The following is a 25,473-nucleotide window of genomic DNA, read 5'->3' on the forward strand; positions in this document are numbered from 1 at the left end:
ACTGACCCGCCCGAGTCAACCCGGGCGGGTCAGCCGTTCTGGTGGGACCCGGGTCAACCCCGAGTGATGAACCCCTCGATGAAGGCCGAGCCCCTCTTCACGACGATCCGGACGGTGTGCTCGCCCGCGCCGAGCCCGTCGAACTGCTGCTCACGCCCAAGGCTCATTCCGGCCTGACGGCGGCGGAAGGACAGGGAGCCGACCCGCTCTCCGTCGACGACGACCTTGGCGCGGCCGCCCGTGTCCGAGCGACCGTGGCCCACCACCAGGCTCGGCCCGGTGAACGAGAAGACCATGACGTCTCGTCCCGTGCCCCTGCCGCCGTTGTCGCAGTAGGTGCCGTCGGCCGCCTCGTCGGAGTCCAGGGTGCGCCAGCGGCCCCGGCGCTCCACCGCGCTCGAAGCGCACGACGTGCGCTCACGGACGAGGATCCGCATCCGGTCGGTGTCGGAGTTCCCGTCCCCGTCGGTGACGGTGAGCTTCACGATGCGATGGCCCGGCTCGCTGAAGATGGTCCGGACCTCGCGACCGGTGGCGTCGACGGGGCTGCCGCCGTCGCCGAGGTCCCACTCGTAGACGAGATCGGCCTCCGCCGTCTCGGCGTCGCTCGACCCCTCGCCGCTGAGCAGCACCTCGGTGGTGGTGAACGGCTCCGCGGGAAGCACCGAAGCGAGCGCCTCCGGGGTGCTGCCCACGCTGCCCGCCCCGCCACCGGTGACGGTCACCCGGGTGGTGGCCGTGTCGGTCAGGCCCTGGGGGTCGGTCACCGTGACGGTGACGTCGTAGGTGCCGGGTGCGTCGTACACCGCCCTGGCCACGGCGCCGGCGGCGTCCTTGGTGCTGCCGCCGTCGTCGAAGTCCCAGCTGTAGTCCAGGTTGCCGGGCGTCTCGGCGTCCGTGCTCCCGGTCGCGCTGAGCCTGACCGACTCTCCGGCAACGGCGGTCTGCGGCGTCGCCGTCGCGGCCGCCCGCGGGGCGGTGTTGGCCGGCGGCTGCTCCGGCTCCTGGTCGGGTGCCGGGGTGTAGCCGTAGTCGAACTCGCCGCAGCCGGCGCCCATCAGGAACTGGACCCGTCCGGTGAGGTTGCCGTCCGAGGCCTCGGGGCCGAGGTCGTTGCCGCTCATGGAGAGGACCTTGAACGAGAGGCAGTCGTAGCGGAAGCGCCACGGGTTCGGCTCGTCCTCGTACCGCGGGTCCTTCTCGGTGTTCCGCGGGTCGCTGTAGTTGTCGGTGTGCCCGCGTCCGCTGTCGGAGTACGTCGCCCGGGCCGCCGCCGCCGTGAAGGCCGCGTCGCTGAGGTCCGGGGTGTCGTCGCCGGGCGCCGGGGTGGCGTCGAGCGGCGACTGGGCCGGGGGGCTGTCCGTGCCGGCGTTGCCGTAGCCGTGCGCCTCGTCGGTGTAGGCGAGGTAGAGGCCCGGCTCGAAGTCGATCGGGTCACGGTCGATCTCGCCGCGTCCGTCGAGGTCGAAGCCCGACCGGTCCCGCATCTCGAGGTAGTAGGCGTGGTCGAACGACGCCTCGTCGCCGGCGCTGACGAAGTTCCAGCCCTTCGTGCAGCCCACCTGCTGCAGGTCCGGCCGGCAGCCACCGTTGAAGATGCGCGGGTCGTCCGGACCACCCTCGCCCTCGAGGTCGGTGTCGAGCAGGATCCGCTGGCCGCTCGGGGTGGTCGCGGTGACCTTCAGGTCGTCGATGAACCATCCCGGCCGGGCCAGGCCCGGGTCGGTGGAGTAGCTGAACCGCAGCACCGGGCTGGCGGCGCCGACCAGGTCGGAGATGTCGTAGCTGTCGGCCAGGAACACCGAGGCGGGCGTGTCGGTCAGCCCGACCCGGTCGGTGGCGGTGGTGCCCTCCTGGTAGCTCCCGCTGGACCCGGTCAGGCCGTTGTCGTAGGCGGCCTGGCAGGCGTTCTGGTTCGGGTTGCCGGGGACCCCCTCGTTCGACGTCGTGTAGTCGTTGAGCGAGGGGTGCGACGTGAAGGTCTCGCCGCCGTCGCCCGACGTCAGCACGAAGCCGTAGTCGTAGTCCCACTCGATGTCCCACATGGACTTGAGGTCGAGCCGCAGCGTCGAGCCGGCGGGCAGCTCCTTCAGGCCGGGGATGGCGATGTCGAGGTTGTGCCCGCCGCCGTTGGTCGCACAGCCGAAGTCGTTGCCGGAGCCGGAGAACCACGCGTGCTTGGCGGTGGCCTTGTCACCGGTCTCGAACGCCGCCGGGTCGAGCAGCTGCCGACCGGGGAGCTTGGCGACGTACATCTGGCTGTTGTGCACCAGGCCGTCCACCCCGTTCCTCAGGGTGTAGGGCGTGCCGTCGGGGGTCTGCCAGCGGATGGTGCCGGTGTCCTCCTTGGAGTCCGCGAACCCGGAGACGATGCGCGAGGTGCCGGCGTCGAGGACCTCGGGGACCACCCAGCCGAGCTCCTGGCGCGAGTAGGCGTCCATGTTCTGCGACTTGTCGGTCGCCATCAGGTTCCAGTCGCCGTAGGTGTCACGGCTGCCGAGCGAGTAGAAGTCGGGCAGGCCGAGCGAGTGGCCGTACTCGTGGGAGATCACGCTCGCCTTGTCGATCGCGGTCTCCGGGTTGACGTTGTACGGCCCCACGCGGACGAGAACCTTGAGCGCGTCGCCCTTGTTCGTCGTGGTCATGTCGGTGCGGCTCGCGTCGGTGTACCACAGCGGCCGACCCTCGAGGTCCTTCAGCTGGTCGTCGGTGGTGAACCCGGGAAGGCCGGTCGTGGGGTCGGTGTAGTAGTACTCCAGCGACGACGAGTGCGGCCACACGTTGTCGTAGGGCACGGCGTCGGTCGGCTCTTCCGTGCACACCCCGAGCTGGGAGGAGCCGTTGCCGCCGCAGCCGGCGAAGACGACCATGAAGAAGTCGACGACGCCGTCCTTGTCGGTGTCGTAGTCGGAGTAGTCGATCTCGGGGTCGGCGATGGCCGCCGCGTCGTAGACGAGCTTCCCGGTGGGGCCGCAGCCGCTGTCGATCTGCTGGAGCGCGGCGACGCCTCCGACCGCGCCGACGACGGCGGAGCCGTTGGCGTCCGCCCCGTAGTAGGCCGTGTTGCCGGGCAGGTTGTAGACGCCGTTCGTGATGCGCTCGGGGTACAGCGGCGAGTCCTGGGCCGGCACCGGTGCATCGGCGAAGGTCGCGCCGCCGGTGCAGGTCTGCCCCGGCTGGACGTGCGTGAAGTCGAAGCCCCCGCCGTAGGACTCGAAGTCGGCCGTGGCGATCCCGTCGGAGGGGACGGTGCCCTGCGGGAAGAGCTGCCCCAGCGACATCTCCTGGAAGAGGTTGAACGTCGACCCGGCGACGGCCGGGTCGTTGATCTTGCGCGCGAGCTTGCCGCCGTCGTGGCCGGCGGCGTAGCCGCGGTCGGTGTAGCTGACCGGGACGACCGCGAACGGCCGGTCGCCGTAGCGGGCGCTGTCGTAGCTCTCGCTCGGGGGGATCACCTTGGGCCCGTGGCTGACGACGGTGCTGCTGCCGGTGGCGGTCTCGAGGACGGCGGTCGTGGAGAGGTCGCGCCACACGATCGTGGGCTCCTCACGGGTGGTCGCGGCCACGCTCTGGAGGACCAGGGTCGAGGAGCCGCCGGCGGGGACGGCGGCCGGGGACCACGTCACGCGACGGGCCGACACCGAGGCGGTGCCCGGACCGCTCGCGGACTCGAACGAGGTGCCACGGGGGGCGGTGACGGTGATCTCGGCGCCGGTCACCGGGGTGAGCAGTGGGTTCCGGAGGATGATCCGGGAGGGGTAGGACTCGCCGGGCTTCACCCAGCCGACGGAGGAGACGAAGCTGTTCTCCACGGTCAGGTCGAAGGCGTCGGCGGCGATCGTGATCCCCCCGGCGCCGGCATCCGCCGCGGCGTGGTCGCCGTAGGAGGCGTCGAGGGCGCGCACCGCCAGGCTGACCGGTCGGTCACTCGCCGGGAGCTTGCGGGTGACCGAGCCCGGCACCATCGTCGCGAACGAGCCGTCGCCTGCGGCGGTGACCTCCTGGGTGGCCAGCACGTTGCCGTCGGCGTCGGCGACGGCCAGCGTGAAGGACGCGGCCACCCCCTCGCCCGGCTGGCCGACCACGGCCTGGGTCACCGTGCTCGCGGTTCCGGTGACCTTGAAGGCCGACCCGCGCGCGAGGGTCTTCGACTGCGGGTCGAACTGGACGGTGACCAGGCGCTTGCCGAGCGTGGAGGCAGGCACTGCCGGGCGGTCGGCCGCCTGGGCGGTGGGCAACGGCGCGAGGCCGGAGAGGAGCGCGGCGGCCAGGGCGGTGGTGGCGGTGGCCGCCCGCAGGGTCGTCGATCGACGAAGGGACATGTGTGTTCCTCGGGAGTCAGCGCCGCACGGTCGTGCGGCGGCAATGCCCCCCGCAACGACGGCCCCGCAGGCTGGTTACGCACCGGTAACCGACGGTGGGGGTGGTCCAGACGGGTCTCTGCGGGCATGCGAAAGGGCGGTGACCCCGGTCGGGGTCACCGCCCTGCGCGCGGTGCGGGATCTCGAGGCTCAGGCGCCGGAGCGCCTTCGCACCTCGGTCACCGGCTCACTCCTCGCCGCGGATGAAAGCCTCGACGCGGCGCCGGCCCTCGTCGTCCGGCAGCTGCACCGGGGGCGACTTCATGAGGTAGGACGACGCCGAGATGATCGGGCCGCCGATGCCGCGGTCCTTGGCGATCTTCGCCGCGCGGATGGCGTCGATGATGATGCCCGCGGAGTTGGGGGAGTCCCAGACCTCGAGCTTGTACTCCATGTTCAGCGGGACGTCGCCGAACGCACGACCCTCGAGCCGGACGTAGGCCCACTTGCGGTCGTCGAGCCACTGGACGTAGTCGGACGGGCCGATGTGGACGTTGCGGCTGCCGAGGTCGTGGTCGATGTTCGACGTGACGGCCTGGGTCTTGGAGATCTTCTTCGACTCGAGGCGCTCGCGCTCGAGCATGTTCTTGAAGTCCATGTTGCCGCCGACGTTGAGCTGGTAGGTGCGGTCCAGCACCACGCCGCGGTCCTCGAAGAGGCGGGCCAGCACCCGGTGGGTGATGGTGGCGCCGACCTGCGACTTGATGTCGTCGCCGACGATCGGGACGCCGGCGTCCTCGAACTTCTTGGCCCACACCGGGTCGGAGGCGATGAAGACGGGCAGCGCGTTCACGAACGCCACACCGGCGTCGATGGCGCACTGGGCGTAGAACTTGTCCGCCTCCTCGGAGCCCACCGGCAGGTAGGAGACGAGGACGTCGGCGCGGGCGTCCTTGAGCGCCTGCACGACGTCGACCGGCTCCGCGTCGGACTCCTCGATGGTCTCGAGGTAGTACTTGCCGAGGCCGTCCAGCGTCGGACCCCGCTGCACCGTCACGCCGGTCGGCGGGACGTCGCAGATCTTGATCGTGTTGTTCTCCGACGCCTGGGTGGCGTCGGCGAGGTCGAAGCCGACCTTCTTGGCGTCGACGTCGAACGCGGCCACGAACTCCACGTCGGAGACGTGGTAGTCACCGAAGGTCACGTGCATCAGACCCGGCACGGTCCCGGACGGGTCGGCGTGCCGGTAGTACTCGACGCCCTGGATGAGGGAGGTCGCGCAGTTCCCGACCCCCACGATTGCTACTCGTACCGAACCCATCGGGTTTCCTTCCTCTTTCACTTCGTTGCATCGGCCGCGGGCCCGGCGGGATCGTCCGCCGGCTCGGGGCCCTCTTGCTCTGTCGGTGTGGCTGGTGTGGCTGGTGTGCTGTGGCCCCGCTCGGCGTTGATGAGGTCCGACAGCCACCGGACCTCCCGCTCCACCGACTCGACGCCGTGGCGCTGGAGCTCCGCGGCGTACCGGTCGACCTCCTTCTGGGTCATCGCCAGCTGCTGCTGGACCCGGTCGAGCCGCTCCTGCAGGCGGGTACGCCGGCCCTCGAGCACCCGCAGCCTGATCTCCATGTCGGTGCGCCCGAAGAAGGCGAACCGGATGTCGAAGTTGTCGTCCTCCCAGGCCGTGGGCCCGACCTCGGACATCAGCCGCTGGAACTCGCGGTGCCCGGCGTCGGTGAGCTGGTAGACGATCCGGGGGCGGCGGGTGACCGGCCCCCCGGTGGCTGCGGACTCCTCGATGAGGGAGCTGCGGAGCATCTTCTTGAGGGTGGGGTAGAGCGAGCCGTAGGACAGCACCCGACCCCAGCCGAGCATCAGGTTGAGCCGCTTGCGCAGCTCGTATCCGTGCATGGGGCCCTCGTGCAGCAGCCCCAGGACCGCCAGCTCGATGGTCTCACCACGTCGTGCCATACGACCTATCGTACCGATATATCCCAGCAATGGATCGGGGCAATGGGTCGGCGCATGTGTCGAGCGTCGCCGTCGCGGCATCTCGTCGTGCTGAGGCTCCATGCGTACCCTGTTGCGGGTGCCGTCTGCGATGGCGCACGACTTCCCCTGTCCCCGAGCCCGGAGTTCGCCCCTTGAGTGGAAAGCGCCGCGCCGCCGGTCCGCCGACGACGAAGAAGCCGCAGAAGCCGAAGCGCACCACCAAGCAGAAGCTGAAGCGCGCCGGGGTCTGGGCCCTCGTCGCAGGGCTGGTCAGCAGCCTGCTCGCGGTTGCCGGGTTCGTCGTGCTCTACCAGACCATCGACGTCCCCGACCCCAACGAGGACTTCGAGACGCAGACGACCTTCGTCTACTACAGCGACGGCAAGAACCAGCTCGGGCAGTTCGCGACGCAGAACCGCGAGTCGATCCCCCTCGACGAGATGCCGCAGAGCATCCAGGACGCCGTGGTCGCCGCAGAGAACCGCTCCTTCTGGACCGACAGCGGCCTCGACCCGAAGGGCATCCTCCGGGCGGCGTTCAGCAACGCCCAGGGCAACGCCACGCAGGGTGCGTCCACGATCACCCAGCAGTACGTCAAGATCCTCTACCTGACCCAGGAGCGGACCCTCGAGCGCAAGCTCAAGGAGGCGTTCCTGTCGTTGAAGATCCACCGGCAGCAGAGCAAGTCCGAGATCCTCGAGGGCTACCTCAACACCATCTACTTCGGTCGCGGCGCCTACGGCATCCAGGCCGCCTCCAAGGCCTTCTTCGACGTCGAGGCCAAGGACCTGAACCTGCGCCAGAGCGCCGTGCTCGCGACGGTCCTCAACAACCCGACGGCGTACGACCCGGCCAACGGCAAGCAGGCGAAGCGCGACCTCAAGGAGCGCTACGGCTACGTGCTGAGGGGCATGGCCGACACCGGCGCGATCAGCGCCGACCAGGCGGACAAGGCCGCCAAGCGGCTCCCGAAGTTCCCGGAGATCCAGAAGGAGAGCCAGTACGGCGGCCAGCGCGGCCACGTGCTGAACATGGTCCGCAAGGAGCTCATCAAGCTCGGCTTCAGCGAGGACGAGATCGAGGGCGGCGGCCTCCAGGTCACCACCACCTTCACCAAGAAGCACATGCAGGCGGCCGAGCAGGGGGTCCTCGAGGCCCGGCCCGAGGGCTTCAAGGACAAGGAGCTCCACGTCGGCGTGGCCAGCGTGGAGCCTGGCACGGGCGCCGTCCGCGGCATCTACGGCGGCCAGGACTACCTCGACTCCCAGATCAACTGGGCCGTCGCGGGCGGCCAGGCCGGCTCGACGATGAAGCCCGCCGCGCTGGTGGCCGCGATCGAGGACGGCTTCTCCCTCAAGGACACCTTCGAGGGCAACAGCCCGCTCGTGCTGCCCGACGGCACCGACTTCGAGAACCAGGGCGACACCGACTACGGCTCGGCCATCTCGATGGTCGACGCGACCGAGAACTCCGTGAACACCGCCTTCATCGACATGACCACGGCGATGGAGAACGGCCCGAAGAAGATCGTGGACGCGGCGAACCGGCTCGGCATCCCGCCGGCGAAGGCGCCCTCGCGCCGCGCGCCGGGCTTCCCCAGCGAGTCGCCCGGCCTCGAGCCGATCCTCGGTGTCTCGCTCGGCAACGCCACCGTGAGCCCGATCAACATGGCCAACGCCTACGCCACGCTGGCCAACGAGGGCCGCGCCGCCGAGCCCTACATCATCGAGAAGGTCGTCGACCGCACCGGCGAGACCCGCTACCAGCACAAGGTCTCCGACTCCGAGGCCGTCGAGCCCGACATCGCCGCCGACGTCAGCTACGCGCTCCAGCAGGTCGTCCAGAGCGGCTCCGGCACCGCCGCGCAGGCGCTCGGCCGGCCCGCCGCCGGCAAGACCGGCACCGCGACCAACGGCCTGGGCGAGGTCTCGTCGGCCTGGTTCACCGGCTACACCCCGCAGCTGTCCACCGCCGTCATGTACGTCCGCGGCAAGGGCAACGAGCAGCTGCAGGGCTGGCTGCCGTCGTACTTCGGCGGCGCCTACCCGGCGGAGACCTGGACCGCGGTCATGCAGCGCGCGATGGAGGGGCTGCCGATCGAGGAGTTCCCGCCCCCGGCGTACGTCGACGGCGAGGCGCCGACCTCGGGTCACGAGCCGTACACGCCGCCGCCCTCGCCGACGAAGCAGCCGTCGCCGAGCAAGACGCCGTCGCAGAAGCCCACCGAGGAGCCCTCGGAGGAGCCGTCCGAGACGAAGCCGCCGCAGCCCACGCCGACCGACGACTGCCAGCTGCTGCAGAACTGCCCGAGCGAGTCCCCGAGCCCGAGCGGGTCGTCGTCGCCGACCAACGGCAGCAGCACCGGGCCCGGCGGCGGCAACGGCGGCGGCAACAACGGCCGTCGGCGGGTCGGCTCGCAGGAGTGACCCGCCCCGCGGCCGACCGCGACCCGCTGGTCCACCCCACGGTGGACGACCCGGTCGTCGCCGCTGCGAGCGGCGCGGTCGGCGGCCCGGCCGGGACCCGCGCGGGCCGGCACCGGTGGTGGACCCCGGTGCGCGTCGTGCTCGCGCTGGCGGCGGTCTGCCTCGCCCTCGGCCTGCTGCAGAAGAGCAGCTGCTACGCCGACAACTGGCAGGACGGCGAGAGCCGCTACACCCACATGTGCTACTCGGACCTGCCGTACCTCTACACCGGGCGCGGGTTCGCCGAGCTGAGCTGGCCCTACTCCGACGACCCCCAGGTGCGGGCGCGGTACGACGTCATGGAGTACCCCGTCGGCATCTCCTACTACGCGTGGGCCAGCGCCTGGGTGACCCACTGGTGGAACGGGTCGCCGGACCTGGCGTCCCGGTACGCGCAGCGGGCCGAGGCGCTCTTCTCGGGTGAGGAGGTCGCGAAGGAGGTCCGCTACTTCGTGGTGGTCAACGCGCTCGGGTTCGCGGTGGCGGGCCTGCTGGCCGCCTGGTTCCTCACCGGCGTGAACCCGCGCCGGCCGTGGGACGCCGCGATCTTCGCCGCGGCGCCGGTCCTCGCCCTGAACGCCCTCGTCAACTGGGACCTGCTCGTGATCGTGCTGGTCGCGGGGGCGCTGTGGGCGTGGGCGCGCGACCGGCCCGTCCTGACCGGCGTCCTGATCGGGCTGGGCACCGCGACCAAGCTCTTCCCGCTGTTCCTGCTCGGCCCGCTGCTGGTGATCTGCTTCCGCGACCGGCGGATGCGCGACTTCGCGACCGCGACCGCCGCGGCGCTGGTGGCGTGGCTGGCGGCCAACCTGCCGGCATACGTCACCGGCCGGGACGAGTGGCGGGTGTTCTGGACCTTCAATGCCGACCGCGGCGCCGACCTCGGATCGATCTGGCTGGTCCTCGAGCAGGCGCTGGACACCAGCTTCGAGCCCGGAACCATCAACGACGTCTCGTGGCTGTTCCTCGCGGTGTGGTGCCTCGGGGTGCTGGTGGTCGGCCTGAAGGCGCCGGCCTCGCCGCGGTTCGCGCAGCTCGCCTTCCTCGTCGTCGCCGGGTTCCTGCTGGTCAACAAGGTCTACTCGCCGCAGTACGTCCTGTGGCTGCTTCCGCTGGCGGCGATGGCGCGGCCGCGCTGGCGCGACCAGGCCGTGTGGCAGTCGACGGAGATCCTCTACTTCGCGTCGGTGTGGTGGTACCTCGGCGGCCACCTCGCCCCGGCCGGCGGCGGTGACGCAGGCTTCTACTGGCTGGCGATCGTGCTGCGGATGGCCGGCGAGCTCTACCTCGTGGTGCTCGTCGCGCGCGACGTGCTGCGGCCGGAGCTGGACCCGGTCGACCGGCCGCCGAGGTCCCTCTCGTCCGGGCCGGGGCCTCAGTCGAGCACGACGCGGTCGAACCAGGTCGCGGTGTAGCGGACCCGGACGTCCAGCTCGTCGCCGACCACGGGGACGCGGGACCCCTGCGGCAGGAACAGCATCGAGGCCTGCATGTGCGGCGGCTCGGCGAAGAGTCGCGGCTTGCCGTCGACGCTGAACGGCGAACGGACGACGCCCACCGCGTCGAGGCCGCCGCGGGCGACCGTGGCGAGCCGGGAGCGCAGGCTGGACTCGCCCATGGGGGACTCCAGGCCGATGCCGTGGGCGGTGCCGCCGCTGACGACGAGCAGGTGCCCGGGCGCGGGCAGCCGCCGGCCGCGGTACCCGAAGACGTCGCCGCGCGCGCCCTCGTGCACGTCGAGGACGGTCGCGGTCACCCGCATCGCCGCGCGGTCGCCGAGCCACAGGTCGGTGCCGACGCGCGGCCGGAGCTCGTAGTCGGCGTACGACGCGCGGAGGGTGGCGAGCTCGTCGCGGGTCAGGTGGCTGATCCAGACGCGTGAGGTCGGCAGGTCGGCCGCGACGACGTCGGTCATCAGCCGGGTGACCTCGTCGAGGTGGGAGCCGTGGCCGAGCGGCAGGTGGACGGCGACCCCCATCAGCTGGCCGGCGCGGCCGCGGACCCGCTCGCCGGCGGTCCGCAGGTCGCGGGCGCTCAGGCCGTGGCGGCGCATGCTGGTGAGCCGCTCGAGCACGAACCGGGCGGACGGGTCGCGGCGGAGCAGGTCGTCGAGGTCCTCGAGCCGGCTGACGGTGTGCACCACCCGGCGCGCGACGTCGGCCGGCAGCTCGGTGGCCGCGCCGAAGGGGCGGTACGGCGTGAGCACGAGGAGGTCGCCGGCGAACCGGGTGGCCACCTCGGGCAGCTCCTCGTAGGTGCCGACCGCGATGGTGTCGACGCCGTGGCCGCGGTCGTGCAGCCACTGCGCCTTGCGGGCGAGGCGGCCGACGCCGAAGCCGTAGCCGTTGCCCTTGATGACCGGCGTCAGGCCGGGCATCTCGTCGGCCACCCGGGACAGGTGGTCGCGCCACCGGGCACCGTCGACCCTGAGGGTCAGGCTCATCGCTCCGTCACCGCCGCTTCATGTACAGGTCGAAGGCCTTGTAGAGCAGCGGGCGCAGCGGCAGGTCCCACTCGCCGGCGTACTCGACCGCCTCGCCGCCGGTGCCGACCTTGAACTGGATCAGCCCGACGTGCGGGTCGTCGGGGTCGAGGGTGTCGGTGATGCCGCGCAGGTCGTAGACCGCGGCTCCCGCGGCGAGCGAAGCCTGGATCATCGCCCACTGCACGGCGTTCGAGCCGCGCACCTCGCGCTTGTCGGTGGAGGAGGCGCCGTAGGAGTACCAGGCGTGGGCGCCGACCCGGACCGCGATGGTGGCGGCGACCAGGTCGCCCTCGTGGCGGGCCAGCCAGATCTGGAACCGGTCGGGCTCCTCGGCGGTGAGCGCGTCGTGCATCACCTCGAAGTAGGACAGCGGCCGCGGGGTGAAGTCGTCGCGCTCGGCGGTGTGGACGTAGAGGTCGTGGAAGAGCTTGAGGTCGTCGCGGCCGCCGGTGGTGACCTCGACGCCTGACTTGGCGGCCTTCTTGATGTTGCGCCGCCACAGCTGGTTCATGCCCTTGAGGACGTCGTCCTCGGTGCGCGGGGAGCCGTCGGCGTCGCGCAGCGGGATCTGGAAGTTGTACTGCGGCTGGCCGGCCGCGAAGCCGCCCTCGGCGCCCTGCAGCTGCCAGCCGAGCTCGCGCAGCTGGGACACGACGCGGGCGCCGGCGCTGCTGCGCTCGAGGGGCGCGACGTCGTCGAGGCGGCGCACGGACTCGTCGGCGATGCCCTCCTTGACCTGCGCCGCGCTCCAGCGGCGGGTCACGACGGGCGGGCCCATGCGCACGCCGAACGCGCCCTGCGCCTTGAGGTGCGCCGTGAGCGGGGAGAGCCAGGCGGCGAGGTCGTCGGTGTCCCAGTCGATGACCGGGCCCTCGGGGAGGTAGGCCAGGTAGCGCTTCACCTTCGGCAGCTGGCGGTAGAGCACCAGCGCGGCGCCCACGAGCTCGCCGTCGCGGAACCAGCCGAGCGACTCGCGGCGCCACTCGGACTTCACGCGGCCCCAGGCCGGGGTCTGCAGGAAGCTGGCGGACTCCCGGCTGCGGATCAACCGGAGGTGCTCGTCCTCGCTGATGACGCGCACGGACAGGTCGGTCGGGCGGTCGGGGTGAGTCACGGTCCGAGGCTAGCGGGGGCGCCGAGCGTGGTTCCACGTGGAACCGGCGTGGCAGGCGCGGAGTGTGAGGGGTCAGACACGCGGGCGCCGCGCGCCTAGAGGCGCTCGCGGAGCCAGGCCACGTCCGCGCGGTGCTCGTCCGGGCCTCCGGGGGTCTCCAGCACGACCGGCGCGGCCGCGTCGCGCACGACCGCCGCGAGCAGGTCGGGGTCGACCTGGCCGGCGCCCAGGCTGGCGTGCCGGTCGGCGCCCGAGTCGAAGGCGTCGCGGCTGTCGTTGCAGTGGACGAGGTCGATCCGGCCGGTGATCCGGCGTACGTCGTCGACGACGGTCTCCAGCGCGTTGCCGCCGGCGTGGGCGTGGCAGGTGTCGAGGCAGAAGCCGACCATGTCGGCGCCCTCGGCGCTCCCGATGGCGGCCCACACCCCGGAGATCCGCTCGAGGTGGCGGGTCATCGCGTTGTCGCCGCCGGCGGTGTTCTCGATGAGCAGCGGGACCTTGATGTCGGTGGCCTCGACGGCCTTGCGCCAGTTGTCGAAGCCCTTCGTAGGATCATCGGCCTCGTTGACATGGCCACCGTGGACGATGAGGCCCTTGGCGCCAATCTCGGCGGCGGCGTCCATGTGCTGCTGGAGCAGCTTGCGGCTCGGGATCCGGATCCGGTTGTTCGTGGTGGCGACGTTGATGATGTACGGCGCGTGGACGTACAGGTCGACGCCGGCCTCCTCCGCGGCCGCGCGCAGCGCCGCGGCGCCACCCGGGTAGTGGATCTCCGGGCCCTTGTAGCCCTGCGGGTCGCCGAGGAAGAACTGCACGAGCGGCATCTCCCGGGCGGCGGCCTCGGCGATCGGGTCGGACTGGTCGACGTGGGCGCCGATGCGGGTGCTCATGGCCGGTGAGTCTCCATGACCCGTCGCAGGATCGGGAAGTCGGCGTTGCCGCCGGTGTGGACGACCGCGACCCGGCGCCCGCGCACCCGGTCGGGGTCCTCGGCGAGGTCGGTGAGCAGCCCGGCCAGGGCGAACGACCCTGCCGGCTCGGCGAGGTTGTGGGTGGCGCCGTACATGAGTGCCATCGCCTCCTCGGCCCGCTCCTCGGAGGCCCGGACGAACCGGGACGCGCCCGCGCAGATGACCGAGAGCGCGTCCGGGTCGGGGACCCGGCAGGCGACCCCGTCCACGAACGTGTCGGCGGAGTCTGTCGTGACGGGACGGTGCGCCTCGAAGCTCAGCGCGTACGCCGGCGCCTGCTCGGAGACGACGCCGACGACCTCCGTGGCGGCACCGAGCAGGTCCCGGACGGCCACCTGCGCGCAGATGCCGCTGCCCATGCCGACCGGGACGTAGACGGTGTCGAGGCCGGGCACGTCCTGGTGCAGCTCCTCGGCCGCGGTGGCGACGCCGGCCACCAGCCACGGGTGGAACGGTGGCACCACGACGAGACCGCGCTCCTGCGCGAGGTGCTGGGCGTGCTCGCGGGCCTCCTGGTAGTCGCGCCCGTGCACCACGACGTCGGCCTCGAACCCGGCCATGGCGGCGTTCTTGTCGGGCGAGTTGCCGTGCGGCACCACGATGGTGACGGGCAGTCCGGCCGCGGCGCCGGCGTACGCGACGCTCTGGCCGTGGTTGCCCCGGGTGGCGGCGACGAGGCCGGGGACGTCGGGCTGCTCGTCGAGCAACCGGGCCACGAAGTTCAGCCCGCCGCGGACCTTGAAGGCGCCGGTGGGGTTGTGGTTCTCGTGCTTGACCCAGGTCTCGGTGCCGGTGACCTCCTCGAGCAGCGGCCAGCGCCGAGCCGGGGTGCGGCCGAGGTGGGCGCGGACCCGGTGTCGCGCCTGGTCGAGGTCGTCGTGGGTCAGCACGTCGGCGACGATACCCACGACTCCCCCTGGGGGAGTCCGGGGAAGGGCTGCGGAGGATTGGGGAGCGCCGCGCCGCCGCTGCTATCTTGGGGCGTTCTCTGCGCCCACCCCACCGACGGGGACCGGTCGCGGGGACACCCCGCCGGCTCCTCGTGGACCGGTGGGGGACGCACAGCCCTCCTGCCACGGAGAGACCGTGGCCCCTGGTCCGAAGGAGGTGGAGACCGCTTTGCGTGCCTATGAAGTGATGGTCATCCTCGAGCCGAGCATCGACGAGCGCACCGTCGAGTCCTCGCTGGACAAGTACCTCAACGTCATCCGCAAGGATGGCGGCACGGTCGAGAAGGTCGACGTCTGGGGACGTCGCCGTCTGGCCTACGAGATCAAGAAGAACGCCGAGGGCATCTACGCCGTGATCTCGATCGCCGCCGAGCCGGCGACGGTCAAGGAGTTCGACCGGCAGCTCACGCTGAACGAGTCGATCCTGCGCACGAAGGTCCTCCGCCCCGCCGTCTGAGCGGGTTGTGGAGCACCACTTCCCTCTGTCGGTGGCACACGACAGCATGTGCCCCGACGTACCGATGGATCTGACAAGGGAGACCTGACATGGCAGGCGAGACCGTCATCACCGTGGTCGGCAACCTGGTCGACGACCCGGAGCTGCGCTTCACCCCCTCGGGTGCGGCCGTGGCGAACTTCCGGATCGCGTCCACGCCGCGCACCTTCGACCGGCAGACGAACGAGTGGAAGGACGGCGACGCCCTCTTCCTCTCCTGCTCGGTCTGGCGCCAGGCCGCGGAGAACGTCGCGGAGTCCCTCCAGAAGGGGATGCGCGTCGTGGTGCAGGGTCGCCTGAAGTCCCGGCAGTACGAGACCCGCGAGGGTGAGAAGCGCACCGTCTTCGAGATCGACGTCGAAGAGGTCGGCCCCTCGCTCAAGTACGCCACCGCCAAGGTCTCCCGCGCCTCCCGCTCCGGCGGGGGCGGCGGATACGGCGGCGGCGCCCCCCAGCAGGGTGGCGGCAGCCAGCAGGACGACCCGTGGGCCACGCCCGCGGCGCAGGCTCCTGCCGGCGGCGCCCAGGGTGGCGGCGCTCCCGACCCGTGGGGTGCCCCCGGCGTCGGCTCGGACGAGCCTCCGTTCTGATCCACCGGCCCGCCGCCGAGCGTGCGACGCGGCGGACCTGTCCAACCGAAACCTGAAACCATTCCGGCTCCGGCCGGGCTCGTAAGGAGAGCACCACAATGGCCAAGGCAGTGATTCGCAAGCCGAAGAAGAAGGTTTGCCAGTTCTGCAAGGAGAAGGCGACCGGTGTCGACTACAAGGACACCGCCCTGCTCCGCAAGTTCATCTCGGACCGCGGCAAGATCCGCGCCCGTCGGGTGACCGGCAACTGCGTCCAGCACCAGCGCGACGTGGCGACCGCCGTCAAGAACGCCCGCGAGCTCGCCCTGCTGCCCTACACCTCGACCGGTCGCTGAGAGGAGCAGACACGATGAAGCTGATCCTCACCCAGGAAGTGACCGGCCTCGGCGCCCCCGGCGACGTGGTCGAGGTCAAGGACGGCTACGGCCGCAACTACCTCGTGCCGCGCGGTGTCGCGATCCGCTGGACCCGCGGTGCCGAGAAGACCGTCGAGTCGATCAAGGCCGCCCGCGCCTCCCGCGCGGTCCGCGACCACGACTCCGCCGTCGAGATCAAGAAGAAGCTCGAGGCCCAGCCGGTCAGCGTCAAGGTGCGCGCCGGTGAGGGTGGCCGCCTGTTCGGTGCGGTCACCGTCTCCGAGATCGCCGACGCGCTGCAGGAGACCTCGGGCCAGTCGGTCGACAAGCGCACGATCGCTGTCAAGAACCCGATCAAGTCGCTCGGCGCCCACGAGGTGTCGGTCAAGCTGCACGACGAGGTGTCCGCCACGGTGGCCCTCAACGTGATCCCCGCCTGACCGCTCCTGCGCGAGCTCCACGAGGGCCGTTCCTCCTCCGGGAGGGGCGGCCCTCGTCGCGTTCCCGGGGCGGGCCCGGGCGTCTCCCGGGCGAGGGCTCAGGTGGAGCGCAGCGACTGCGGCGGCTCCGCGGGCACGACCCACGGGCGGCGCGCGTAGGTGAACAGCAGCCAGACCAGCAGCAGCAGTGCGAGCGTGGCCGCGAGGTAGGACGGCACCTCGAGCGAGGCGACCCCGCCGCCGAAGACGACCACCGGCAGCAGCGCGACGACGACGAAGATCGACGCGGTGGTGCGCAGCCACGCGACCGCGTGCCGGTCGCCGCTCTCGGCCGCCTCGTTCGCGAGGGTGAGGCACAGCAGCACGGTGAAGCCGAGCTGCGGGAGGTTGGCCGCCCAGACGAGCGACGGGTGCACCACGTCGAGCCGGTCGACGGCCCCGGGCAGCCACAGCGGCACCGAGACCAGCGCCGCCAGCAGTGCCGTGGCGAGGAGGGCGGTGCGCCGGGCCGCCGGTAGCGTCACCGCGGCGACCCCGGCGAGCACCAGCACCCAGCCGAGCGGGTCCGGCAGCAGGTCGTAGCCGGCCAGGTCGGCCCGGAGCCCGATGACCACCAGACCCATGGCGATGGACTGGAGGGGCCGCATGGCGCCGATGATCCCACGCCTGCCGGCCCCCGCGCGCGGCTATCGGGCCCGTCCGCCGGCCCCGGTCAGACCCGGACGGCCCCGGTGACCAGCCACGCCTCGCCCCGGGCGCGGTGGAGCAGCACCACGAGCCGGGCGCCCATGAAGACCGCGGTCAGCGCGACCCACACCGTGAGCAGCCCGCCGCCCAGGGCGACGGCGGCGAGGGCGACCGGCGCGTAGGCGACCAGCGTCAGCAGCCCGCCCCACGCCAGGTAGCTGCCGTCGCCCGCGCCGATGAGAACGCCGTCGAGGACGAAGACCACCCCGGCGACCGGCTGCCCCAGCGCCGCGACCAGCAGCACCGGCACCAGCGCCTCGTGCACGGCGGGGTCGTCGACGAACAACGGGCCGAGCCACGGGCTCGCCAGGGCGAGCAGCGCGCCGGTCACCACGCCGCTCAGCAGCCCCCAGCGCACCATCCGGGCCGTCACCGTGCGGGTGGCGTCGACGTCGCCTGCGCCGAGATGGCGACCGGTGATCGCCTGCGCGGCGATGGCGATCGCGTCGAGGGCGAAGGCGAGGAAGGTCCACAGCGTGAGCGCCAGCTGGTGGGCGGCGACGTCCACGGCCTGCGAGCCGGCGCCCCCGTCAGCACTGCCCGCGGTGACGGCGTACGTCGTGACGAGCAGCGCGGCGCGCAGGGTCAGGGTCCGCACGACCAGCGCGACCGCGGCCCGCGCGGCCGTGCGGATGCCGGGGAGGTCCGGCGTCAGGGGTGCGCCCTCCCGGCGGGCGGCGCGCACGACCACCAGCAGCAGCACGACGGCGCTGGCCACCTGGGCGGCCACCGAGCCCCAGGCGGCGCCGGCGACGCCGAGGGCGGGAACGGGTCCGACCCCGTGGACGAGCGCCACGTTGAGCACGGCGTTGAGCGCGTTGCCGGCGACCGCGACGACCAGCGGGGTGCGGGTGTCCTGCAGGCCGCGCAGCACGCCGGTGGTCGCCAGCATGACCAGCAGCGGGGTGGTGCCGAGGAACGCGATGCGCAGGTAGGTGGTGGCCGGCTCGGCCACGGCGGGCTCGGGACGGAAGGCGGCGACGAGCGGGTCGGTGAGCAGGACGCCGAGGACGGTGGCCACCGTCCCGATCAGGACGGCCAGCCAGACCCCGTCGATCCCCTGGGCGAGGGCGCCGCGCCGGTCGCCGGAGCCGAGGCGCCGGGCCACGGACGCGGTGGTGCCGTAGGCGAGGAAGATGCACAACCCGACCGCCGTCTGCAGCACCGCGGCGGCGATGCCGAGCCCGGCCAGCGGGGCGGTGCCGAGGTGGCCGACGATCGCGGCGTCGGTGAGCAGGAAGAGCGGCTCGGCGACGAGGGCGAGGAAGGCGGGCACGGCGAGCCGGACGATCTCGCGGTCGTGCCGCCGGGGATCGGGGGCGGCCACGCCCGGCAGACTAGCCAGACTAGGTGGGTAACGACCATTCACAGGTGGTGATCCTCACCTGACTAGTCCTTCCGGGCTTGTGCATGACCTGTTGATATCTGGGGACACAGCCCGGGAAACAGCGCCATGTCGACAAAGGGACCGCCGACGACGGGGTGACGGCCGGGTGAACGGCCGGATCCGCGAACAATTTTCGCTCCACACCGGTGGACGAGCGTTTCCGCAGGTCAGCGGCCCTATCGCGGGATCGGCCCAGGCATTTTCCACAGCTGCTTCCCCAGCATGTGCACACGTTCTGCGGCGTCGTCCACGGGTCCGGGCCGGTTATCCCCAGCCCCCTGTGGATGCGTGGCTTCGCGACACGCCGGACCGGGTCGTACGGTCCTGCGGTCGGCGTCCCAGGTGGGGTGGACGCCGGGGACCATCCGGACGGCCATCCGGACGGGTGGTGTCGGTGCTCCGGCCTAGCGTCCGGGACACCATCGGCCCGGGACGAGGAGGCACCAGTGAGCGTCACCGACCACGATGCGTCCGGGACGCCGGGGCTGTCGGAGCCGCCGTACGACGAGTGGGGCGACGGCCCGGCCGCCTACGAGCCGGGCGAGGCGCCGTCGCGCCCGAACGACCGGATGCCGCCTCAGGACAACGCGGCCGAGCAGAGCGTGCTCGGCGCGATGCTGCTGTCCAAGGACGCCATCGCCGACGTCACCGAGACCATCCGTGGCGTCGACTTCTACCGGCCCGCCCACGAGCTGATCTACGACGCGATCATCGACCTCTACGGCCGCGGCGAGCCGGCCGACCCCGTGACCGTGGCGGCGGAGATCCAGCGACGGGGCGACCTGCAGCGGGTGGGCGGCGCGCCGTACCTCCACACCCTGTCGGCCAACGTGCCGATCGCCGCCAACGCCGGCTACTACGCCGAGATCGTCCGCGAGAAGGCGATCCTGCGCCGGCTCGTCGACGCCGGCACCAAGATCGTCCAGATCGGCTACGCCGGCGAGGGCCAGGTCGACGACGTCGTCGACCAGGCTCAGGCAGAGGTCTACAAGATCGCGGACAAGCGCTCCGGCGAGGACTACGCCCCGCTGTCGGACATCATGGACGGTGTCCTCGACGAGATCGAGGCGATCTCCACCCGCGAGGCCGGGCTCTACGGCGTCCCCACCGGCTTCGCCGACCTCGACGAGCTCACCAACGGCCTCCACTCCGGCCAGATGATCATCGTCGCGGCCCGTCCCGCCATGGGTAAGTCCACGCTGGCTCTCGACCTGTGCCGCGCGGCGTCGATCCACAACAACCTCACGACCTGCTTCTTCAGCCTGGAGATGACGCGCTCGGAGATCACGATGCGCCTGCTCTCCGCCGAGGCGAAGGTGCCGCTCAACCACATCCGCAACGGCAACATGAACGACGACGACTGGGCCAAGCTCGCCCGCAAGATGGGCGAGGTCTCCTCGGCGCCGATGTTCATCGACGACTCGCCGAACATGACGATGATGGAGATCCGCGCCAAGGCGCGGCGGCTCAAGCAGCGCCACGACCTCAAGCTGTGCGTCATCGACTACCTCCAGCTGATGTCGTCGGGCAAGAAGGTCGAGTCGCGCCAGCTCGAGGTCTCGGAGTTCTCGCGTCAGATCAAGCTGCTCGCCAAGGAGCTCGAGATCCCGATCATCGCGCTCTCCCAGCTCAACCGTGGGCCGGAGCAGCGAGGCGACAAGCGCCCGATGATGTCGGACCTGCGTGAGTCGGGCTCGATCGAGCAGGACGCCGACATGGTGATCCTGCTCCACCGCGACGACGTCTACGAGAAGGAGTCGACGCGGCCCGGCGAGGCGGACCTGATCGTGGCCAAGCACCGGAACGGTCCCACCCGCGACATCACGGTGGCCTTCCAGGGCCACTACAGCCGCTTCGTCGACATGGCCCACTGATGCCGGCTGCGGCCAGGGTCGGCGCTGCCGACCTGCTCCGGCACACCGCGGCCGCGCCGGTCCGCGTGGCCGTGCGGTCCAGACCGGCGGTGACCCCGGCCCGGGGGCGTCGTTGGACGGGTGTGACGACGACGATGCTCCCGCGACCGGCCTGGCTCCTCCGGTGGACCGCCGCCGACGAGGCGCAGCTGGCCGCCCACGAGCTGGTCAGCCGCCACGTCGGCCACCGCTACCTGCTGGTCGAGGCCGGCACGATCGTCGCCACGGGCGCGCCGCGCGACGCCCGGCGCCTCGTCAACGCGGCCCGCAGCCTCGGCCACGCCGTGGTGAGCCGCGACGACGCGGTCACCGAGGGCATGACCGACGCCGTGCGCGACCAGCTCGTCTGGCTCGCCGACGCGGTGGCCCGCGTCGAGGACGCGGCGCGACCGATGGTCGACGCCGACACCGCCGCCCTCCGGGCGCAGCTGCTGGTCGCCGTCGACGGCTACGTCGCCGCCGTGCAGGACCTCGCGCGCCGCACCGCCGACACCGTCGCGCGCGTCCGCGGCGCCGCCTGACCCGGTCCAGTCAGCTCCCACGGCGAGGAATCGCCGACCGCGCGACCGCGTTGCGCTGCGCATGCGAGCTGCCGTCGTCGGCCACCTGCCGACCCAACCCCCCGTCACCGTCACCGAGGTGCCCACCCCCGAGCCCCCCGCGGGTTGGGTGCGGGTCCGGCTCCACGCCGCGGCGCTGAACCGGCTCGACGCGATGATGCTGGCGGCCCGGGAGGACGAGGCGCCGGGCGCGATCTTCGGCTCCGACGGCGCCGGCGTGGTTGACGCCGTCGGCACCGGCGTGGCCCGCGGGGTGTCGGTCGGCGACGAGGTCGTCGTCTCGCCCTCGCTCTTCTGGGGCGAGGACGACCGGTACCCGTCCGCCGACTACGAGATCCTCGGCTCGCCGACCCACGGCACCCACGCCGAGCACGTCGTCGTGCCTGCCGAGAACGTCGTGGCCAAGCCCGAGCACCTGACCTTCACCGAGGCGGCCGCGCTGCCGATGGCCGGCATCACGGCGTGGCGGGCCCTGGTGACCCGGGGCGGGCTCCGCGACGGCGAGACCGTCGTCGTGGCTGCTGCCTCGTCCGGGGTGGGCAGCACGGCGGTCCGGATCGCGGCCTCGCTGGGCGCCCGGGTCGTCGCGGTCACCTCCTCGTCCGACAAGGAGAAGGAGGCACTGGCGCTGGGGGCAGCCGCGGCCGTCGACCGCACGAGCGGCCGGTTCGCGGACGACCTGCGTGAGGCGGTCGGAGGCGGCGCCGACCTGGCGCTCGACCCCACCGGCGCGCTGTGGCAGCCCCTCGTCGACGCGCTGCGGCCGGCCGGCCGGCTGGTCGTCGTCGGGAAGGCCGCCAGCCCGACAGGGTCGCTGCGGGTGCAGTCGGTCTACTGGAAGCAGGTCGACATCCTCGGCTCCTCGATGGGCAGCCCGCGCGACCTCGCCGATCTGCTGGACCACGTCAAGGCCCACGGCTGGGTCCCCGTCGTCGACTCGGTCTTCCCGCTGGGCGACATCGCCGCGGCGTACGAGCGGCTCGACGCGCCCGACCGCGTCGGCAAGGTGGTCCTCGACCTCGGGGCCGTCCGATGAGGGCGCTGCTCGTCCTCAACTACGACGTGCTGGACGCCGAGCGGCTCGACTCCTACCGGGTGGCCGCCTCGGACGCGATCCTCGGCGACGACGGCCGCCTGCTCGCCTCGACGCAGGAGACGGTCGCGCTCCCCGAGGGAACCGAGACCGGCAACCGCACGGTGGTCATCGAGTACCCGAGCCGGGCCGCGGCCGAGGCCCGCTACGGCTCCGCCGCCTACCAGGCGCTGCTGCCCGAGCGGCTGGCCGCGACCGTGCCGCGGGCCGCGTTCATCGTCGAGCTCGGCCCGCCCGGCTGACCGGGACCTCGCCGCCCTGCGCGGGCGGCTGGCCAGCCGGGCGGCTGTCGCGATCCCCGGCTATCCGGGGATTCGTGTGACCCGTGTGCGCAACCGCAGGTGCAGACCCGCCGCGGACCTGCGGTTGCGCACAACTCAGCACGGCCGCCGGCTCAGCTGCACACTGGAGGCATGGACATCGAGCGCGCCCGGGAGTTCGTTCGCCGCCACCACCGGGCGGTGCTCGCCACCCGGACGAGCAGTGGGATCCAGCAGAGCCCGGTGCTGGTCGCCGTCGACGACGAGGGCCGGTTCGTCGTGAGCAGCCGGGAGACGGCGTACAAGACGAAGAACCTGCGCCGCGACCCGTGGGCGCAGGTCTGCGTCTTCACCGACAAGTTCTTCGGCAGCTGGTACTACGTCGAGGGCGAGACCGAGGTGGTCAGCCTCCCCGAGGCCATGGAGCCGCTGGTCGACTACTACCGCCAGGCGGCCGGCCGGGACCACGACGACTGGGACGAGTACCGCCGCACCATGGAGGAGGAGCAGCGGGTGCTGCTCCGCATCACGGCCACCCAGGCGGGCCCCGACCGGGCCGGCTGATCCGGCAGGGAATCTCCTCGACGGGTCAGCGGTTCAGGGCGGCGAAGCCCTCGTAGACCATGAACGCCGGCCAGAAGATGCCCTGGAAGAAGGCCCAGACGTACTCCCAGAAGCCGTCCGCGGCGCGGAAGTACCAGACCCAGGCGCCGAAGATGCCCAGGCCGTAGAGGGCGCTGCCGCCGCCGTTCCCGCCCGACTTGGCCATGCCGACCTCCCTCTCGTCCCCGTCCGCTCCGGGACACCTCCACGCTGACCGTCCGGATGGCGGTGCGGCAGGTCCCGAGGGCCCCGGGATCGGGCCGTTGGGCCCACGCCCCTTTGCTCAGCCGGGATCGCGGCGCATGCTGGACGAAGAGCCCGAACCGAGGTGGTCTCCATGCTCCGTGGTCGTCGTTCCCCGTCCTCGTCCCACGACGCGCTGGCCGAGCAGGTGCTCGCGGCGGACCTGCGGGTCCCCGAGTCCCTGCCCGTGCTCTCGCGCGGGAAGCACCGATCACCGGCGAAGGGGGCCTGCTTCATGGAGATGGCCTCCGTCCTCGGCGGCGAGCGGTGGAGCGACCACCCCGGCTGCACGCACCCGTTGCTCGGCCACCTCGCGCGGATGGTCAACGACCTGACGACCGACGCCGGCCGGTCCCGGCTGGCGGTGCTGGTGCCGTCCGTGGTCGGGCTGAACGGGGGCGGCCGCCGCTGGGTCGTCGGGTTCACCGGGCAGGTAGCGGTGTGGGCGCTGCCGGACGCGGCCGAGCCGTCGCAGCGGGCGCTGGCGGCCGGGCTGGTGCGGGTGCGCCAGCTGCGCGAGGAGGTCGGGCCGCTGTCGCTGCCGCGGGAGGAGGACATCGAGGCGGCGCTCGCCCGGGTGCCGTGGGCGCTGTCGTGGCTCGAGCGCTTCGACGTGAACCGGCCGATCGGGGTGGAGCGGTTCGCCACGAGGTCCGCGCCCGCGGTGATGAAGGCCGCCGCGGTCGGCACCGCGGAGGCGGCGTCGGCCCCCGACGCGCGGCTGCGCGAGCTCCTCGAGGTCGCGATCGGCGCGGCCCGCCGGCTCCAGGAGGACGAGCGCGCCGAGGCGGCTCCCGACGCCGAGGCCCCGGCCGCGGAGGCTGCTCCTCCCGCGGTTACTCGTCGCCGGTGAGGTTGAAGCCCCGGAGCCGCTGAGCGGTCAGCCAGGTCCCGAGCACCACGACGACGGCGGTCGCCGTCACGGCGTACGTCGTGCCGAGGTCGTCGACGACCTCGAACCCGGGCGCCACCTGTTGGGCCACCGCGCCCGCCCACCGGGTCAGGCTCAACCAGCGCACGCCGTCGAGGAGCCCGCCGAGGAGCCCCTCCCAGATCAGCAGGTAGACGAGGCCGACCACGACGGCGTGCCGGGTCAGCACGGAGAGCCACGCGAAGAGGGCGCAGTAGGCGACGCCGCCGGTCAGCGCCCCGAGGGCGAAGCCGAGCGCCAGCTCGGGCACGTCGGCGAGCAGCACCAGCCCGGCGGCGAGCACCGGCAGCACGGCGAACAGCACGACGCAGGCGACGGCGACGAGCAGCTTGCTCAGCACGATGGCGTGCCGCGGGACGGGCTTCGCCAGGAGGTAGGAGATGGAGCCGTCGTCGAGCTCGGGCGCGAGCACGCCGCTGGTGGCCAGCAGCGCCACGAGCGGCATGATCACCGCGAGCCCGAGCGCGTAGAGCACGTCCTGGGCGGCCGTCGGGTCGCGGCCCACGAGCACCCGCACCAGCGCCGCGAGGCCGACGAGCACGACCGGGAGCACCGCCAGCAGCGCCCCGCGGCGGCGGCCGAAGACGCTGCGGACCCCGATCCGCAGCACCGTGCGGTGGACCACCGTCACCCCGCTCATGCCGCCACCCTCCTCACGCCGACACCAGGTAGGCGAAGACGCTCTCGAGCGACTCGTCGGTGGGACTCACCTCGAGCAGCCGTACGCCGTGCTGCCGGGCGAGCCGGGGCAGCACCTCGCTGAACCGGCCGAAGTCGGAGGCCTCGAGCTCGATCCCGCCCTCGCCGCGCAGCCGGGCGCTGCGCACCGACGGGTCGCCCAGCAGCACCGAGGCCAGCAGCCGGTCGTCGGAGCTGCGCAGCACGAACCGGTTGGGCCGGTCGGTCATCAGCCGGCGGATCGCCCCGAAGTCGCCGGAGGCGGCGTGCCGGCCGGCGACGACCACCTCGATCTGGCGGGCGACCTGCTCGACCTCCTCGAGGATGTGGGAGCTGAACAGCACCGTGCGGCCCTCGGCGCCCATCCGGCGCAGCAGGTCCATCAGCTGCAGCCGCTGCCGCGGGTCCATGCCGTTGAAGGGCTCGTCGAGCAGCAGCACCCCGGGGTCGTGCACGAGCGCCGAGGCCATCTTGATCCGCTGCCGCATCCCCTTGGAGTACGTCGAGATGGTGCGGTTCTGCGCCTCGTCCATCTCGACCAGGCCGATCGCCCGCTGCGCCGCCGCGCCGGGGTCGGCGAGGCCGTGGAGCTCGGCGTTCGCGACCACGAACTGCCGGCCGGTGAGGTAGTCGAAGAGCGCCTCCCGCTCGGGGACGAGGCCGATCCGGGCGTAGACGCGCTCGTTGCGCCACAGCGGCTCGCCGTCGAGGGTGACGGTGCCGGTCGACGGCGCGAGGAAGCCCGACATCAGCGCGATGAGCGTGGACTTCCCGGCGCCGTTGGGTCCGAGGAGCCCGGTGACGCCCGGGCCGATGGTCATCGAGACGTCGTTGACCGCGACGACGTTGCGGTACCACCGCGACACGTGGTCGAGCTCGACACGACTCATGGGCGCCTCAT

General features: G+C 72.2%; 24 protein-coding genes. 12 read left to right on the top strand and 12 right to left on the bottom strand.

The genetic code is table 11. The annotated features are described in order from the left end of the window. Positions 1 to 53 precede the first annotated feature (53 nt). From ACFP2E_RS10680 to ACFP2E_RS10690, 3 genes are all read right to left on the bottom strand, one after another. The gene (locus tag ACFP2E_RS10680) at positions 54 to 4,322 is read right to left on the bottom strand and encodes a PKD domain-containing protein (protein WP_378524591.1); all 4,269 of its coding nucleotides are present in this window, start codon (positions 4,320 to 4,322) and stop codon (positions 54 to 56) included. 226 nt (positions 4,323 to 4,548) lie between these two features. Next, positions 4,549 to 5,622 (bottom strand): inositol-3-phosphate synthase, encoded by a 1,074-nt coding sequence (locus ACFP2E_RS10685; RefSeq protein ID WP_378524590.1) that lies wholly within the window; start codon positions 5,620 to 5,622, stop codon positions 4,549 to 4,551. Positions 5,623 to 5,639: 17 nt separating this feature from the next. Beyond that, on the bottom strand, positions 5,640 to 6,269 hold the full coding sequence (locus ACFP2E_RS10690; protein WP_378524589.1) for a PadR family transcriptional regulator: 630 nt from the start codon (positions 6,267 to 6,269) through the stop codon (positions 5,640 to 5,642). 173 nt (positions 6,270 to 6,442) lie between these two features. Between ACFP2E_RS10690 and ACFP2E_RS10695 the strand changes: the two genes are divergently transcribed. Together ACFP2E_RS10695 and ACFP2E_RS10700 are read left to right on the top strand one after the other, a co-directional pair. After that, on the top strand, positions 6,443 to 8,716 hold the full coding sequence (locus tag ACFP2E_RS10695) for a transglycosylase domain-containing protein (RefSeq protein ID WP_378524588.1): 2,274 nt from the start codon (positions 6,443 to 6,445) through the stop codon (positions 8,714 to 8,716). Further along, positions 8,713 to 10,170, top strand: coding sequence for a glycosyltransferase family 87 protein (locus ACFP2E_RS10700; RefSeq protein ID WP_378524587.1), 1,458 nt, complete (start codon positions 8,713 to 8,715; stop codon positions 10,168 to 10,170). Before ACFP2E_RS10695 ends, ACFP2E_RS10700 begins: the two co-directional genes overlap by 4 nt. On the opposite strand, the gene ACFP2E_RS10705 is transcribed toward ACFP2E_RS10700, so the two are convergent. The 4 genes from ACFP2E_RS10705 to ACFP2E_RS10720 all read right to left on the bottom strand — a co-directional run bounded on the left by ACFP2E_RS10705 (position 10,131) and on the right by ACFP2E_RS10720 (position 14,233). Next, complete coding sequence (locus tag ACFP2E_RS10705; RefSeq protein WP_378524586.1) at positions 10,131 to 11,198, bottom strand: alanine racemase; 1,068 nt, start codon at positions 11,196 to 11,198, stop codon at positions 10,131 to 10,133. The two genes, ACFP2E_RS10700 and ACFP2E_RS10705, sit on opposite strands and share 40 nt — an antisense overlap. Before the next feature lie 7 nt (positions 11,199 to 11,205). After that, the gene (locus ACFP2E_RS10710) at positions 11,206 to 12,354 is read right to left on the bottom strand and encodes a lipid II:glycine glycyltransferase FemX (protein WP_378524585.1); all 1,149 of its coding nucleotides are present in this window, start codon (positions 12,352 to 12,354) and stop codon (positions 11,206 to 11,208) included. 95 nt (positions 12,355 to 12,449) lie between these two features. Next, positions 12,450 to 13,244 carry a deoxyribonuclease IV gene (locus tag ACFP2E_RS10715; RefSeq protein ID WP_378524584.1) on the bottom strand — a complete coding sequence of 265 codons (795 nt, stop codon included), beginning with the start codon at positions 13,242 to 13,244 and terminating at the stop codon, positions 12,450 to 12,452. Next, positions 13,241 to 14,233: a threonine dehydratase gene (locus tag ACFP2E_RS10720; protein ID WP_378524583.1), complete on the bottom strand. Its 993-nt coding sequence runs from the start codon at positions 14,231 to 14,233 to the stop codon at positions 13,241 to 13,243. The genes ACFP2E_RS10715 and ACFP2E_RS10720 overlap by 4 nt, the downstream gene beginning before the upstream one ends. A 211-nt stretch (positions 14,234 to 14,444) precedes the next feature. Here ACFP2E_RS10720 and rpsF point away from each other — a divergent pair, with 211 nt between their 5' ends. The 4 genes from rpsF to rplI all read left to right on the top strand — a co-directional run bounded on the left by rpsF (position 14,445) and on the right by rplI (position 16,157). Beyond that, positions 14,445 to 14,732, top strand: coding sequence for a 30S ribosomal protein S6 (rpsF, locus tag ACFP2E_RS10725; protein ID WP_378524671.1), 288 nt, complete (start codon positions 14,445 to 14,447; stop codon positions 14,730 to 14,732). Between the two features lie 89 nt (positions 14,733 to 14,821). Beyond that, complete coding sequence (locus ACFP2E_RS10730; RefSeq protein ID WP_378524582.1) at positions 14,822 to 15,361, top strand: single-stranded DNA-binding protein; 540 nt, start codon at positions 14,822 to 14,824, stop codon at positions 15,359 to 15,361. 98 nt (positions 15,362 to 15,459) lie between these two features. Next, positions 15,460 to 15,696, top strand: coding sequence for a 30S ribosomal protein S18 (gene rpsR / locus ACFP2E_RS10735; protein ID WP_348857806.1), 237 nt, complete (start codon positions 15,460 to 15,462; stop codon positions 15,694 to 15,696). A gap of 14 nt (positions 15,697 to 15,710) precedes the next feature. Beyond that, positions 15,711 to 16,157, top strand: coding sequence for a 50S ribosomal protein L9 (gene rplI / locus ACFP2E_RS10740; RefSeq protein WP_378524581.1), 447 nt, complete (start codon positions 15,711 to 15,713; stop codon positions 16,155 to 16,157). A gap of 98 nt (positions 16,158 to 16,255) precedes the next feature. Here rplI and ACFP2E_RS10745 read toward each other — a convergent pair whose 3' ends face one another. Next, positions 16,256 to 16,804, bottom strand: a complete 549-nt coding sequence (locus ACFP2E_RS10745) for a hypothetical protein (protein WP_378524580.1) — start codon at positions 16,802 to 16,804, stop codon at positions 16,256 to 16,258. A 65-nt stretch (positions 16,805 to 16,869) separates the two neighbouring features. Then, the gene (locus tag ACFP2E_RS10750) at positions 16,870 to 18,231 is read right to left on the bottom strand and encodes an MATE family efflux transporter (protein ID WP_378524579.1); all 1,362 of its coding nucleotides are present in this window, start codon (positions 18,229 to 18,231) and stop codon (positions 16,870 to 16,872) included. Between the two features lie 629 nt (positions 18,232 to 18,860). On the opposite strand from ACFP2E_RS10750, the gene dnaB reads away from it, so the two are divergent. From dnaB to ACFP2E_RS10775, 5 genes are all read left to right on the top strand, one after another. After that, the gene (dnaB, locus tag ACFP2E_RS10755) at positions 18,861 to 20,165 is read left to right on the top strand and encodes a replicative DNA helicase (RefSeq protein ID WP_378524670.1); all 1,305 of its coding nucleotides are present in this window, start codon (positions 18,861 to 18,863) and stop codon (positions 20,163 to 20,165) included. Between the two features lie 134 nt (positions 20,166 to 20,299). After that, on the top strand, positions 20,300 to 20,725 hold the full coding sequence (locus tag ACFP2E_RS10760; RefSeq protein ID WP_378524578.1) for a hypothetical protein: 426 nt from the start codon (positions 20,300 to 20,302) through the stop codon (positions 20,723 to 20,725). A 61-nt stretch (positions 20,726 to 20,786) separates the two neighbouring features. Next, positions 20,787 to 21,800 (top strand): zinc-binding alcohol dehydrogenase family protein, encoded by a 1,014-nt coding sequence (locus tag ACFP2E_RS10765; protein ID WP_378524576.1) that lies wholly within the window; start codon positions 20,787 to 20,789, stop codon positions 21,798 to 21,800. Further along, positions 21,797 to 22,099 (top strand): DUF1330 domain-containing protein, encoded by a 303-nt coding sequence (locus ACFP2E_RS10770; protein ID WP_378524575.1) that lies wholly within the window; start codon positions 21,797 to 21,799, stop codon positions 22,097 to 22,099. Before ACFP2E_RS10765 ends, ACFP2E_RS10770 begins: the two co-directional genes overlap by 4 nt. Positions 22,100 to 22,270: 171 nt before the next feature. Beyond that, positions 22,271 to 22,681 carry a TIGR03618 family F420-dependent PPOX class oxidoreductase gene (locus tag ACFP2E_RS10775; RefSeq protein WP_378524574.1) on the top strand — a complete coding sequence of 137 codons (411 nt, stop codon included), beginning with the start codon at positions 22,271 to 22,273 and terminating at the stop codon, positions 22,679 to 22,681. A 25-nt stretch (positions 22,682 to 22,706) separates the two neighbouring features. Here ACFP2E_RS10775 and ACFP2E_RS10780 read toward each other — a convergent pair whose 3' ends face one another. Beyond that, positions 22,707 to 22,886 carry a hypothetical protein gene (locus ACFP2E_RS10780; RefSeq protein WP_378524573.1) on the bottom strand — a complete coding sequence of 60 codons (180 nt, stop codon included), beginning with the start codon at positions 22,884 to 22,886 and terminating at the stop codon, positions 22,707 to 22,709. 171 nt (positions 22,887 to 23,057) lie between these two features. Between ACFP2E_RS10780 and ACFP2E_RS10785 the strand changes: the two genes are divergently transcribed. Further along, complete coding sequence (locus ACFP2E_RS10785; protein WP_378524572.1) at positions 23,058 to 23,816, top strand: hypothetical protein; 759 nt, start codon at positions 23,058 to 23,060, stop codon at positions 23,814 to 23,816. Here ACFP2E_RS10785 and ACFP2E_RS10790 read toward each other — a convergent pair. After that, positions 23,800 to 24,534: an ABC transporter permease subunit gene (locus tag ACFP2E_RS10790; RefSeq protein ID WP_378524571.1), complete on the bottom strand. Its 735-nt coding sequence runs from the start codon at positions 24,532 to 24,534 to the stop codon at positions 23,800 to 23,802. The two genes, ACFP2E_RS10785 and ACFP2E_RS10790, sit on opposite strands and share 17 nt — an antisense overlap. A 13-nt stretch (positions 24,535 to 24,547) precedes the next feature. Further along, a complete protein-coding gene (locus ACFP2E_RS10795; RefSeq protein WP_378524570.1) occupies positions 24,548 to 25,462 on the bottom strand; it encodes an ABC transporter ATP-binding protein in 915 nt (304 codons plus the stop codon). Positions 25,463 to 25,473 lie beyond the last annotated feature (11 nt).

This window comes from Nocardioides sp. GCM10027114 (genome assembly GCF_042659625.1).
Taxonomy (GTDB): Bacteria; Actinomycetota; Actinomycetes; order Propionibacteriales; family Nocardioidaceae; genus Nocardioides.